10 protein-coding genes are annotated in these 13903 nt (G+C 53.4%); 6 read left to right on the plus strand and 4 right to left on the minus strand.

Annotated features, from left to right (window positions below):
• Positions 1 to 74: 74 nt before the first annotated feature.
• Positions 75 to 329: a 30S ribosomal protein S20 gene (gene rpsT, locus ACTJIK_RS07850; protein WP_440645808.1), complete on the minus strand. Its 255-nt coding sequence runs from the start codon at positions 327 to 329 to the stop codon at positions 75 to 77.
• A 359-nt stretch (positions 330 to 688) separates the two neighbouring features.
• Between rpsT and ACTJIK_RS07855 the strand changes: the two genes are divergently transcribed.
• Together ACTJIK_RS07855 and odhB are read left to right on the plus strand one after the other, a co-directional pair.
• Positions 689 to 3436, plus strand: a complete 2748-nt coding sequence (locus ACTJIK_RS07855; protein ID WP_440645809.1) for a 2-oxoglutarate dehydrogenase E1 component — start codon at positions 689 to 691, stop codon at positions 3434 to 3436.
• A gap of 38 nt (positions 3437 to 3474) precedes the next feature.
• Positions 3475 to 5055, plus strand: a complete 1581-nt coding sequence (gene odhB, locus ACTJIK_RS07860) for a 2-oxoglutarate dehydrogenase complex dihydrolipoyllysine-residue succinyltransferase (RefSeq protein WP_440645810.1) — start codon at positions 3475 to 3477, stop codon at positions 5053 to 5055.
• Between the two features lie 72 nt (positions 5056 to 5127).
• On the opposite strand, the gene ACTJIK_RS07865 is transcribed toward odhB, so the two are convergent.
• On the minus strand, positions 5128 to 6537 hold the full coding sequence (locus ACTJIK_RS07865; protein WP_440645811.1) for a serine hydrolase domain-containing protein: 1410 nt from the start codon (positions 6535 to 6537) through the stop codon (positions 5128 to 5130).
• A 339-nt stretch (positions 6538 to 6876) separates the two neighbouring features.
• Between ACTJIK_RS07865 and ACTJIK_RS07870 the strand changes: the two genes are divergently transcribed.
• Complete coding sequence (locus ACTJIK_RS07870) at positions 6877 to 8022, plus strand: Fmu (Sun) domain-containing protein (protein WP_440645812.1); 1146 nt, start codon at positions 6877 to 6879, stop codon at positions 8020 to 8022.
• Here ACTJIK_RS07870 and msrB read toward each other — a convergent pair whose 3' ends face one another.
• Positions 8023 to 8478, minus strand: a complete 456-nt coding sequence (msrB, locus tag ACTJIK_RS07875; RefSeq protein WP_440645813.1) for a peptide-methionine (R)-S-oxide reductase MsrB — start codon at positions 8476 to 8478, stop codon at positions 8023 to 8025.
• A gap of 130 nt (positions 8479 to 8608) precedes the next feature.
• The gene (gene mnmA, locus ACTJIK_RS07880; protein ID WP_440645814.1) at positions 8609 to 9700 is read right to left on the minus strand and encodes a tRNA 2-thiouridine(34) synthase MnmA; all 1092 of its coding nucleotides are present in this window, start codon (positions 9698 to 9700) and stop codon (positions 8609 to 8611) included.
• 332 nt (positions 9701 to 10032) lie between these two features.
• Between mnmA and ACTJIK_RS07885 the strand changes: the two genes are divergently transcribed.
• Genes ACTJIK_RS07885 through ACTJIK_RS07895 form a run of 3 tightly spaced genes read left to right on the plus strand, consistent with a single transcriptional unit; the run spans position 10033 to position 13902 of the window.
• Positions 10033 to 11499, plus strand: coding sequence for a tagaturonate reductase (locus ACTJIK_RS07885; RefSeq protein WP_440645815.1), 1467 nt, complete (start codon positions 10033 to 10035; stop codon positions 11497 to 11499).
• A gap of 10 nt (positions 11500 to 11509) precedes the next feature.
• The gene (gene uxaC / locus ACTJIK_RS07890) at positions 11510 to 12904 is read left to right on the plus strand and encodes a glucuronate isomerase (RefSeq protein WP_440645816.1); all 1395 of its coding nucleotides are present in this window, start codon (positions 11510 to 11512) and stop codon (positions 12902 to 12904) included.
• Entirely contained in the window at positions 12904 to 13902 is a 999-nt protein-coding gene (locus ACTJIK_RS07895; protein ID WP_440645817.1) for a PfkB family carbohydrate kinase, read from the plus strand. The genes uxaC and ACTJIK_RS07895 overlap by 1 nt, the downstream gene beginning before the upstream one ends.
• The last annotated feature ends 1 nt before the right edge of the window (position 13903 follow it).

Here is a 13903-nt window from a genome sequence, read left to right on the forward strand (position 1 = left end):
GAGGATCCGGGGGCAAATAAAAAAAGCCCTTCCCTTTGCAAGGAAGAGCTGAAAGATATTGAAAACCAGCCTGATTACGCGAGGGTGTTCACCTTCTTAGCAAGTTTGCTCTTCAGGTTGGCTGCTTTGTTTTTGTGAATAACGTTACGTTTCGCCAGTTTGTCGATCATAGAGATTACTTCCGGTAAATTATCAGAAGCAGCTGCTTTATCAGTCAGTTTCTTCAGATCCCGTATGGCATTACGGGTAGTTTTACCGTAGTAACGGTTACGCTCATTACGCTTTCTGCTCTGACGTACGTCTTTTTTCGTTGCTTTATGGTTTGCCATTGTATAAATTTCAAGTTTCGGACGGCAAAGGTAAGTTTTATCTTTTTATAAACAAAAATAAAAAACAGGTATTTCCCGCGGCCATCAACTTTCAGCGGATTCAAAAATAACAAATTATATACATATCCGGCAGGGGAAACAGCGGGTTAAATCATAAAACAGCCACGCTAAATGCCTGAAAATCCCAAATCTTTGTCGATATTTGCAATCCTGATTAACTCAAATTGAGTTATAAAAGCGCAGATTGAGTTATAAGGACAAGAGAATCAAAGACAAAAGATCAAAGATTTCGCGATCCTGACACCGTTTTTGGTGTTATAAGGGCAGAGAATCGAAGACCAAGCTTAAATACGTTGTAAATGAAGGACTTTTCGTTTGTCACCAACTCGCACCCGGCGTATATTGAATCGTTGTACCAACAATACCGCTCAGATGCTTCCTCAGTGGATCCTGAATGGATCAAATTCTTTGAAGGTTTCGATTTCGCGGTAAGCAACACCAACGGGAAAGCGGCCACCGCCCCCGGCGCCACTTCCGCACTTCCGGTGAGCAGCGATCAGCTTGTAAAGGAACTGGGCGTGTTCCGCCTCATCCAGGCATACCGAAAAAAAGGGCACCTCATCGCCAAAACCAATCCCATCCGCGAAAGGAAAGACCGCCAGCCCAACCTGGACCTCAAATTCTTCGGTCTTGCCGATGCGGACCTGAAAACCGAATTCTTCGCCGGCCAGGTGATCGGCCTCGGCAAAGCTTCCCTCGAAAAGATCGTACAGCACCTCACGGAAGTATATGCTTCCAAAATAGGGCTGGAATTCACTTATATCAACGACGCGGCCCGCATAGAATGGCTCCAGAAAGAAATGGAGACCACCATCCGCAAGCCGCTGAACGTGGACCAGAAAAAACGCATCCTGAGCAAACTGAACCAGGGCGTGATGTTCGAAAAGTTCCTCCACACCAAATACATCGGTCAGAAACGATTCTCCCTTGAAGGCGGCGAAACCACCATTCCCGCGCTGGACGCCATGATCAACACCGCCGCCGAATACGGCGTGCAGGAAGCCGTGATCGGCATGGCCCACCGCGGCCGGCTGAACATACTGGCCAACATCCTGGGTAAAACATACGAACAGATCTTCTCTGAATTTGAAGGCACCTCCATCCCCGACACTACGATGGGCAGCGGCGACGTAAAATATCACCTCGGTTTCCGCGCCAGCATTCAGACGCCGGCGGGCAAAGAAGTGAACGTGCAGCTCACACCCAACCCTTCGCACCTCGAAGTGGTGGACCCTGTGGTGGTAGGCTTCTCCCGTTCAAAGGCAGACGTGATCTACAACAGCGACTACGACAAGATACTCCCCATCCTCATCCATGGCGATGCCGCCATTGCGGGCCAGGGCGTGGTATATGAAGTGGCGCAGATGAGCAAGCTGAGAGGTTATTACACCGGCGGCACCATGCACTTCGTGATCAATAACCAGATCGGCTTTACCACCGATTTTGAGGACGCGCGCTCTTCCGATTACTGTACCAGCGTAGCTTCCATCGTGCAGGCGCCCGTGTTCCATGTGAACGGCGACGATGTGGAAGCCACCGTAAAAGTTGCCGAGATCGCCACCCGTTACCGCCAGGAGTTCAATTCAGATATCTATATCGATATGGTGTGCTACCGCAAGCACGGGCACAACGAAGGGGACGACCCGAAGTTCACCCAGCCCAAGCTGTACGCCGCTATCGACAAACATCCCAACCCGCGCGAGATCTACTCCCAGCAGCTGATCGCCAACGGTGAAGTGGATGCTGCCCTCGCAACGGAAATGGAAAAAGCTTTCTGGGCAGACCTCCAGGCCCGCCTCGATGATATAAAACAGCACCCGCTTCCCTACAAATACCAGACGCCCGACCTTTGGTGGAAAGAGCTGCGGAAGAGCACCCCGGAAGATTTCGGAACCTCTCCCGTTACGGCTGTTTCACAAGCGGACCTCGACCAGCTGTTCGCCGCCATCATGGCCATTCCGCAGGGCTTTAAGCCGCTGCGTAAAGTGGAAAAGTTGCTGCAGGAAAAACAAAAGCTGTTCGCAGAGCAAGGTCTGTTGGACTGGTCTTCGGGCGAACTGCTCGCGTACGCCAGCATCCTCAAAGAGGGCCGCGACGTGCGGCTCAGCGGGCAGGACGTGAAGAGGGGCACCTTCTCCCACCGCCATGCCGTGCTGCGCAACGAGGAAACGGATGAAGAATACAGCCGCCTCAGCAACCTGGGCGAGAACCAGGGTAAATTCAGGATCTATAACTCCCTGCTCAGCGAATTTGCTGTGCTGGGCTTTGAATACGGTTATTCCATCGCCAACCCTTATGCACTCACCATCTGGGAAGCGCAGTTCGGCGATTTCATGAACGGCGGGCAAACGCTCATCGACCAGTTCATCACTTCCGCCGAAACCAAATGGCAGAAGCAGAGCGGCCTGGTAATGCTGCTGCCGCATGGTTACGAAGGCCAGGGCCCCGAGCACTCCAGCGCCCGTCTGGAAAGGTTCTTACAGCAATGCGCGGAGCACAATATTTTTGTGACCAACTGCACCACTGCCGCCAGCTTCTTCCATGCGCTGCGCCGCCAGCTGGCGCTGCCTTTCCGTAAGCCGATGATCAACTTCTCGCCCAAAGCCAACCTGCGCCACGTGCGCAGCTACAGCCCCGCGGCGGATTTTATACAGGGAGGTTTCCGCGAAGTGCTGGACGATCCGTTCATTACCGATGCAACGCGCGTGAAGAAAGTGCTGCTGTGCAGCGGCAAAATGTACTTCGACCTGAGCGAGAAGCAAATGAAGGAAGACCGGAAGGATGTGGCCATCGTAAGGCTGGAACAGCTTTACCCGCTGCCGGTTGCGCAGCTGGAAGCCATCCAGCAGAAATACAAAGGCGCCACCTGGTTCTGGGTGCAGGAAGAGCCGCTCAACATGGGCGCCGCCAGCTTCCTGCAAATGAACCTCAAGCAGTTCAACTACGGCGTGATCAGCCGGAACCCGAGCGCAGCCACTGCCACCGGTTATTCCAAAGTACACGCGCAGGAACAACAGGAAATCATTGATACGGCTTTTAATATTTAATTTTTAACTATTTACTTTTCAACGGGAGGGTAATACTCATGATAATCGAAATTAAAGTTCCTACGGTAGGAGAATCCATCAGCGAGGTGACCATTGCAAAATGGCTTAAGAAAGACGGCGATATAGTAAAGCAGGACGAAGTATTGTGTGAAATGGAATCAGAGAAGGCCACTTTCGAACTCAATGCTGAAAAGCCCGGCGTTTTGAAGATACTGGCTCCCGAAGGCGCCACCCTGAAGATCGGGGATGTGGCCTGCACTATCGACACCGAAGGCGCCGGCAGCGCTCCCCAGCCTGAAGCGCCCGCCGCTGCAGCAGCTGCTCCCGCTGCGCAGCCCGAGGCCGCTCCTGCCGCAGCAGCCGCTCCCGCAGCCCCTGCCGTGAACAAAGGAACCGTTGATATTAAAGTGCCTACCGTTGGTGAATCCATCAGCGAAGTAACCCTCATTAAATGGCTGAAGCAGTCCGGCGACTACGTGGAAAGAGACGAAGTGCTGTGCGAGCTGGAATCCGAAAAGGCCACTTTTGAACTGAATGCAGAAGAAGCAGGCGTGCTCAAAACCGTCGCGAAAGAGGGAGACACCCTCAAGATCGGGGATGTGGCCTGCCAGATAGATACAGCTGCCGCGCGCCCCGCGGGCAAAGCAGCTCCCGCCCCTGCGCAACAGGCCGCGGCGCCGGCTCCCAAGGCAGCGCCCCAGGCCCAGCAGGCGCCTGTTACCACCATCCCCAACGATATTAAAGCCTCTCCCGTAGCCGCCGCCGTGATTGCGGATAAAAAGGTGGACCCCGCTTCCATCAAAGGTTCCGGCGCACATGGCAAGATCATGAAGGATGACGTGTTTGCCGCTCTCGAAAATCCCGGAGTAGCCATCGGCCACGAGATGTTCAGCCGCAACGAACGCCGCGAGAAGATGAGCAATCTCCGCAAAACCGTTAGCCGCAGGCTGGTGGAAGCCAAGAACACCACGGCCATGCTCACCACGTTCAACGAGGTGGACATGACCAACATCATGGCTATCCGCGCTAAATACAAAGAGACCTTCAAAACCGCCCACGGCGTGAACCTCGGCTTTATGAGCTTCTTCACCAAAGCCGTATGCTTCGCGTTGCAGGAATTCCCTGCCGTGAATGCCTACATAGACGGGGAAGAACTGGTGTACCACGATTTCTGCGACATCTCCATCGCCGTATCCGCTCCCAAAGGGCTGGTAGTGCCCGTGATCCGCAACGCGGAAAGCCTGAGCATGGCAGACATCGAGAAAAAAGTAGTGGAGCTGGCCACCAAGGCGAGAGACAGCAAGCTGACGATGGAAGAAATGACCGGCGGTACCTTCACCATCACCAACGGCGGCGTGTTCGGCTCACTCATGAGCACACCCATCATCAACATCCCGCAATCCGCTATCCTGGGCATGCACAAGATCCAGGACCGCCCGATGGCCATCAACGGCCAGGTGGTGATCCGCCCGATGATGTACGTAGCGGTCAGCTACGACCATCGCATCATCGACGGCCGCGAATCCGTGAGCTTCCTGGTGCGCGTGAAAGACATGCTGGAAAATCCCGAGCAGCTGCTGTTCGGTAAAGACCCGGTGAAAACTTTGCTCAAATTATAGTCTACCTGTAACGTATATCCGAAAAAGGCCATGACGCGTGTCATGGCCTTTCGCATTGTATGAAAACGTATGTCAGGGCTGACGTGTAAAGGTGATGGAGCTGCCGCCGTCGGAGGCCACCAGGTCGCCGTTCACCAGCCTGAGGCGGCCCCTTTCTTCCAGGAGCACGAAATCGCCTTTGGTGGTGTAGTACATGCGCATGGGTTCCCCGTTGTTCGACGTTACATACAGCTTGCCATCCTTCGCTTCCACGTTGAGGTTCACCGTCCGGTAATTGTATCTGCCGGTGTATTGTTTCAGTGAATCAACGGCAAGCGGCGCGGCAGTGACCGTATCCGGCCGGTAGAAATCCTTTTCCCATCCGTAGGTGATAGCAATGCTGCGCGTCACTTCGTCAATAATATCGAAGTTGTCTGAATTCACCATTACCACCATGCCGTTGCCACCATCAAGACTGCCGTAGTATACGCATCTGAAGCCTTCGTTGCCACCGTTGTGGTTGAAATAACGCTGCCCGTTGATGATGAATACCCCGAGCGCGGAATTTTTATTCATATAAGGCGTAAGCCTGGTTTTGGTCATGGCCTGGTTGAGCACTTTGGAAGATTTTCCCTGCAGGGCCAGCTGCGTTTCGATGATGTATTTCGAGAGGTCGGTCGGGTTGGTCCAGAGGCCGGCGGCGGCCATTTCCGGGTAGATGTGATATTTGCCCGGGTAAACCTTTCCTTCTCCATTGTAAGCCGTTGCCACCAGGTGTTTTTTGTTGTCGGGCGCGGGTTGGGTGTAGAAGCTGCCCGTCATGCCCAGCGGATCCAGCACTTCTTTTTGCATGTACTGGTCGTAAGGGATGCCGGTTACCGTGGTGGCGATCAGCTGTGTAACGGTGGTGCCGCCTCCTGAGTACTGCATTTTCACACCGGGGGCGAACAGCGGTTTCACTTCGCGGGTATTGGCCGGCCGCTGCCCGCTCAGTATTTGCTCTACGGTAGGTAGCGTATCGCCTGCCTCGTAACCGGGAAAGCCATGCACGCTCAAACCGGCGGTGTGGCTCAGCAAATTGGCAATGGTGATCTTTCCTGAATCTGCGGAAGGATGCCAGGTTTTGAGATAAGTGTTGATGTCCGCATCCAGGTTGAGCTTGCCTTCCTGCACCAGCTTAAGGATGCCCACGGCATTCAGCGATTTGCTGATAGACGCAGCCTGGAAAAGGGTTTGCGGCGTCACAGGGATCTTTGCTTCCTTGTCGGCGTAACCATAACCTTTCGCCCATTCCAGCTTATAATCACGGATTACGCCGATGGTAACGCCCGGCACTTTGTGGACTTTTAACCTTTCTTCGATATTCCAGCGGGCGGGCGGTTCATTTTCGATGATCACCCAGCTGGTAAGGCTGTTTTCCACCTTGCGGGCATTGTCGCTGCCGTTTTGGGCGCCGGCCATGAAGGGGAACAATAATAAAAGGATCAGGGGATAGTAATGCATAAGTGGCGGTTTAGGTATCATAATATACAAAATAAGTATGTAACAGCAGTGAATTATGCTAAACAGCAGTATTGACGGGGCAAACAGCCGTTAGCCTATCTTTCAGGGAAACAACAATATGCGTTGAGGTTTATTTTTTTGCGCGTTAAACCCCTGCTATATCACAGCGTCCAACCACAGGAAAAGATAATAGCTGGGGACAGAAAATATTAAACTCGCAACCCGTTTGTTGCCCCAAATTTGTTGCCGCTGCCTGATAATAGTGTTCTTGTTATAATGAAAAATCAGCGGCATCGCCGGTAGGAAACGCTTCACGAAAGCGTTTCCTATCTTTGTTTTATGACGCGCTGGGAAAATTACCTGAATACCGCTGCCGGTATCGTTGATGAATACGACGGCAGCCTGCCGCTGCACCACTACCTGAAACATTTCTTTAAAGCCCGCCCCCACATGGGAAGCCGCGACCGCAGGCGGATACAGCAGCTGGTGTACCAATTCTTCCGCCTCGGCAAATGGCAGCATCAGCTGGATATCAAGGAAAGGATGCTGCTTGGCGCTTTCCTCTGCGAACAAGCTCCGGATACGCTGCTTGGTTTCTTCAGGCCGGAATGGAATGAACGTATAACCGGCACGGTTACAGACAAGCTGCAGTTCCTTGGGTTAACCTGGGATGCCGCCGCTGCTTTCCCTTTCCTGGCGCATCTTTCCGGGGGGATTGAACCCGAAGCATTCACACTGTCTTATCTTCAGCAACCAAGGCTATATATCCGCGCCCGCCCCGGTAAAAAGGCTGCTATCCTGCGTTTGCTGGAAACTGCCGGTATTGATTTTGAAACGGTCGGGGAGCATACCATTGCATTGCCGAACGGCACTAAAACGGAGCAGGTGCTTCCGGACAAAAGTACTTACGAAGTGCAGGACCTGTCGTCGCAGGAAACGGGCCTTCGATTCAAACCCAAAGCCCGTGAGCGCTGGTGGGACTGCTGCGCGGCCAGCGGCGGGAAATCCATTCTCCTGCACGACATTGAGCCCACGATACAGCTTACCGCCAGCGACGTGCGCGCCAGCATACTTGAAAATCTCCGTAAACGCTTTGCCGAGGCGGGTCTCAAAAACTACGATGCAAAAGTGATAGACCTCACGAAGCCCGTCGCCGGCCTGCCGCGCTTCAACGGCATCATTCTCGATGCGCCCTGCAGCGGCTCCGGTACCTGGGGGCGTTCGCCGGAGAACCTGTATTATTTTACAGAGGAACGTATTACAGAATATGCCGCGTTACAAAAACAGCTCGCGAAACATGTAACGCCTTTGCTGCAACCCGGCGGGCGACTGGTATATATCACCTGCTCCGTTTTTAAAGAGGAGAACGAGGATGCGGTGACGTTTTTGAAGCACGAATGCGGATTGGAGATAGAAGAAAGCGGCGTGATCCGCGGGTATGACAGGGAAGCGGATACGATGTTTGTGGCGGTTGGGAGGAAGTAATTATTTCACTTCCTCTCCCACATGTTTCAGCGACTCCGAGTTAATACAATACCTTAGCCCGCTCGGCGCCGGCCCGTCAGGGAATACATGCCCCAGGTGGGCATCGCAGGTATTGCACATCACTTCAACCCTTACCATCCCGAAAGAAACATCCTTATCGTATTTGATCGCATTTTCTTTGATCGGCTGCGTAAAGCTCGGCCAGCCAGTGTTTGAGTCGTATTTGATGGTGGAATCGAATAATTCGGTATCGCAGCAGACGCAGTTGTATTTTCCCGGTTCGTAGCGGCTGCAAAGCTCGCCGCTGAAGCGGGCCTCCGTGCCTTTCGCGCGGGCAATACGGTATTGTTCGGGCGTTAACAATGCTTTCCACTCTTCATCGGTTTTTTCAACCCTTTTGTCCGGGGTGGGATTGCCTTTGGTGGCGAAATTCAGGACGTCGTTCCAGTTCAGCATGGCATTGTTTTTTAGAAATGGAAATTTACGCAAAATCCATGGAATGAATGATAGCCAGATCATGGCCATTGGTGTAATAAAAAAAGGGAAGCATGAGCCTCCCTCTTTTCTTTTTATTTTAAAAACAAGATCATCTCCTGATAATTCCCCCAGCCAGCACATCATCCCCTTCATAAAACACCGCAGATTGCCCCGGTGCAATGCCTTTCACCTCTTCATAGAAATGCACTTTCACGGTGCAGTCTTCCTGGTTGTAAACATTGGCCAGCGTGCCTTTGTCCTTGTACCGGATCTTCACGACAGATTCCATGCCTTCCGGCAGGTGATCGTATTTCACGAAGTTGAGGCCGCCTACTTTCATTTCACTGCGGTTTAGTTCCGCCTCGGCGCCCAGCACGACGGTATTGGTTTCCGGGATGATCTCGGTCACGAATACGGGCCTGCCCAGCGCGATATCCAGCCCTTTGCGCTGGCCGATGGTATAGAACGGGTATCCTTTGTGCTTGCCTACAATGGTGCCGTCAGCGAGCACGAAGTTGCCGCCGTTCACTCTTTCTTCCAGCCCGTCCACCTTACGTTTCAGGAAACCGCGGTAGTCGTTGTCCGGCACGAAGCAGATCTCATAGCTCTCGGCTTTTTTGGCCAGTTCGGGGTAACCGAAGTCCAGCGCCATCTGGCGGATCTCGGTTTTGCGGTAGCCGCCCAGGGGCAGCAGGGTGCGTTTCACCACGTCCTGGTCCAGCCCCCAGAGCACGTAGCTCTGGTCTTTGGTTTCATCCACGCCTTTGCTGATCACGCCGCGGCCGTTTTCCATGCGGAGCTTAGCGTAGTGGCCGGTGGCAATGAATTCGCAGTCCATAGCATCTGCCCGCTTCATGAGGGCTCGCCATTTGATATGGGTGTTGCACAGCACGCACGGATTGGGCGTGCGGCCCGCGATATATTCGTCCACGAAATTATTGATGACAAAATCCCCGAATTCGTCCCTTATGTCCAGGATGAAGTGCGGGAAACCGTGATGCACGGCGGCGGCGCGGGCATCGTTGAAAGAATCCAGGTTGCAGCAGCCGGTTTCCTTCTTGGAAGGACCGGCGGAGGCGTAATCCCAGGTCTTCATGGTGATGCCCACCACTTCATATCCCTGCTCATGGAGCATCAGGGCAGTGACTGTACTGTCAATCCCCCCGCTCATGGCTACCAGCACTTTTCCATGCTTGCTCATCTGATATTATTTAAACACCTGTCGGCAAGGCCCCGGTAACCCAAGGCCCGGCGTTCCAGGATGGAATTAATTAAGACCGCAAAATTACTGAAATCCCTTCAAAGTGGCGGCACTTGCTTATAGATACTGCCGATGAGGCCATAGCTGAAGTTTCAAACAAGTATAAAAAAATCTAAATAAGACGATTTACAACGATTGATTTGCACACTTTGTATAAAATCTTTAGCATTTTGTCAAAAAATTGGAATGCTAATTATATATTTATTGGAAATTAGCTATGTTATTTAATAAAACATCCATGCATGCTTCCGAGATTGAATAAGCAACACGTTATGAACAACCCCCAGTGGGGCATTACACCTGACTATCTGCAATTTCCTGAAAAAGTCCTGCAATTTGGTACCGGTGTGCTGTTGCGCGGCTTGGTAGACTTCCTGGTGGACAAGGCGAACAAACAGAATGTTTTCCAGGGCCGCATCGTAGTGGTAAAATCCACCGATGGCGACGCCGGTGCATTCGATACGCAGGACGGGCTTTTTACCACGCATATCAAGGGAATTTCCCAGGGACAGCCTGTGGATCAACACCTTATAAACGCTTCTATCAGCCGTGTTTTGCAATCGAATGCAGAATGGGAGGCGATACTGGAGGCCGCTTCACAGCCGAGCCTGGAAGTGATCGTGTCCAACACCACTGAAGTGGGCATACAGTATGTGGAAGAAGACGTGGCAGCGGGCGTTCCGGCCTCTTTTCCCGGTAAGCTGCTCGCCATCCTGCATGAACGGTACCGCCGCAAGCTGCCCGGTTTCGTTATCATCCCCACCGAGCTGATCGTGGACAACGGGAAGATCCTCAAAGAGATCGTTATCAAACTGGCGGAATTCAATAAAATGCCGGAAGGCTTCATCCAGTGGATAACACAGGGCAACCGCTTCTGCAATTCGCTGGTAGACCGTATTGTGCCGGGCAGGCCGAAGGCCCTTGCCGAAAGCTGGGAAAAAGCGGGGTATGAAGACGAGCTCTGGATCGAAGCAGAACCCTTCCTGCTATGGGCCATCGAGGGAGACGCGGGCGTTGCCCAGAAGCTGTCTTTCCACCAAACGGACGACCGCATGCTTATCGCTCCCAGCATCACTCCATACCGCGAGCAGAAACTGCGCCTGCTGAACGGCAGCCACACCGCCGCCGTAACCCTCGGTTACCTCTCCGGGTTGAACACCGTGTACGAATGCATGCAGGACGCTTATATGCGCCGCTTCTTCGAAACCGTGGTGCTGGACGAGATACTGCCCACCCTCGAAAACCTGGGCTCCCGGGCGGCCGTTTTCGCTAAAGACGTGCTGGACCGTTTCGCTAATCCTTACATCGAACATAAACTCATCAGCATCACCTTCCAGCAAAGCTCCAAAATGAACGCCCGTAACGTGCAGACCCTGCTCCGTTACCGCGACGCTAAAGGCCTGCTGCCGGAAATGATGATGCTGGGCTTTGCCAGCACCCTGCTGTTCCTTAAACCGGCCAGGGAGCAGAACGGCAAGTTCCAGGGCCAGCGTAAAGACGCCTTCTACGATATCACGGACGATAACGCAGCTATTTTCGCCACGTACTGGCAATCGGTTGCCAATGCCGGTTACCCGGAAGTGTCCGCCATGGTGAGAGACATTTGTGCGGACGAGCGCCTGTGGCAAACCGACCTCAACAAGCTGCCCGGCTTTGCCGATACCGTTGCTGATCACCTGCTGGGGATGATGCAGAACGGTGTGAAAGAGTACATCACCCATCATTCAAAGGTTCTTTAAGCACACGTTCATGAAAGCATTTCTGTCGGAAGACTTTATACTGCAAACTGATACCGCCCGGAAATTATATTTCGACTACGCGAAGGATATGCCCGTGATAGATTATCACAACCATCTTCCGCCCGATGAAATTGCGGCCAACCGCAGCTTCAGCACTATCACGGAAGCCTGGCTCAAGGGCGATCACTATAAATGGAGGGCCATGCGCGCCAATGGCGTGAATGAAGACCTTATTACCGGCAATGCGGACGATTTCACCAAGTTCAAAGTATGGGCGGAAACCGTGCCGTATACCATGCGCAACCCGCTCTACCACTGGACGCACATGGAACTGAAGAATCCCTTCGGTATTACTGAATTGCTCAACGGCGACAGCGTGGCCAGGATCTACGAAGCCTGCAACGCACAGCTGCCGGGGCTTACCACACAAACGCTGCTTCAGCATTTTAACGCGGATACGCTGTGCACCACAGATGATCCCGCCGATCCGCTGGACCATCATATCGCCATCCGCAAGCAGGGCTTCAAAGTGAAGGTGCTGCCCACTTTCAGGCCGGATAAGGCCATGGCGGTGGAAGACCCTGCTACCTTCAACGCCTACATGCAAAAGCTGGGCGCTGCGGCCGGTATTGAAATTAAAAGTTACAAGACCCTGCTGGACGCGTTAAAAAAACGGCACGACTACTTTCATGAAAATGGCGGCCGTTTATCCGACCACGGGCTGAATTATTTCGTATACGCGGACTTTACGGAAGCCAGGCTGGAAGAGGCTTTCCAGCGCCTGGCAGCGGGTAAGAACGTAACGGACGAGATCGCCGTGATGTTCAAAGCCGCTACCCTGCACCAGATTTGCCTCTGGAACCATGAGCGGGGCTGGGTACAGCAATTCCATGTGGGCGCCATCCGCAACAACAACTCCCGCCTGCTGAAACGCCTGGGCGCGGACGCCGGTGTGGATTCCATCGGGGACTGGCCGATGGCCGAAGCCATGAGCCGCTTCTTTGACCGGCTGGACCGCGACGGCAAGCTGGCCAAAACCATCGTATACAACCTGAACCCTTCTTACAACGAAGTGTATGCCACCATGGTGGGCAACTTCCAGGACGGCAGCGTAGCCGGCAAAATGCAGTTCGGCTCCGGCTGGTGGTTCCTGGACCAGAAAGACGGGATGGAAAAGCAGATGAACGCGCTCAGCAACATGGGCCTCCTCAGCCGTTTCGTGGGCATGCTCACCGATTCGCGGAGCTTTCTCTCTTTCCCGAGGCATGAGTATTTCAGGAGAATATTGTGTAATTTGATCGGAAACGATGTGGAGAACGGCGAGCTGCCGGGAGATGTGCCATGGTTGGGAAAAATGGTACAGGATATTTGCTATAACAACGCCAAAGCCTATTTTAATTTCTGATGCAACCGGTATCTGTAATCACTTTCGGAGAAATATTATTACGACTGAGCCCTGAATGGGCGCAGCAGCGCGCCGCGTTGTTCGTGGGCGGAGCGGAGGCCAATGTGGCGGCCGCTTTGGCAACATGGGGCAACAAGGTGGCCTATATCAGTAAAACGCCGGAGAACGGCCTCAGCCGCCAGGTGCTGGCGCAGCTGCAAACCATCGGCGTGCAGACGGACCGCATGCTCTGGGGCGGCGACCGCATCGGTGCTTATTATCTTGCACAGGGCTCGGACCTGAAACATGCGGAAGTAGTGTACGACCGCAAGTATTCCAGCTTTTCCGAGATCAAACCCGGTACGGTGGATTGGGATGCATTGCTGGGCGACGCACAGTGGTTCCACTGGAGCGCCATTTCACCCGCGCTCAACCCTGACGCGGTGATCATCTGCCGGGAAGTGCTGGAAGCGGCCACCCGCAAGGGCATGACCATTTCCACGGACCTCAATTACCGCAGCAAGCTGTGGCAGTACGGCCGCAGCCCGCTGGAAATAATGCCGGAGCTTACACAATACTGTCATGTGATCATGGGCAACATCTGGGCGGCCAATATGATGCTGGGCACGCCGCTGAACCAGGAAAAGATCGCCGCCGATACAAAGGAAGCATACCTGGAAGCAGCGATGGCATCAGCCGCGGCCATCATCAAACAGTTCCCGAAATGCGACAGGGTGGCCTTTACTTTCCGGTTTTCAGCCGCGCCCACGCATAACCTGTATTACGCGGTGTATTACACAGAAGGCAAGCTGTACGTAAGCAGGCAATATGAGACCAACGAAGTGGTGGACCGTGTGGGCAGCGGGGACAGCTTTATGGCCGGCCTCATTCACGCGAACCTGAACGGGTTCGACCACCAGGACACTATTTCCTACGCCGCCGCGGCAGCCTATTCCAAGCTGTTCCGCACCGGCGATTTTAACCTGACAGAGAAAGAATCGATCACACAATTGATGTAAA

Source organism: Chitinophaga sp. 22620 (genome assembly GCF_052044405.1).
Classification (GTDB): domain Bacteria; phylum Bacteroidota; class Bacteroidia; order Chitinophagales; family Chitinophagaceae; genus Chitinophaga.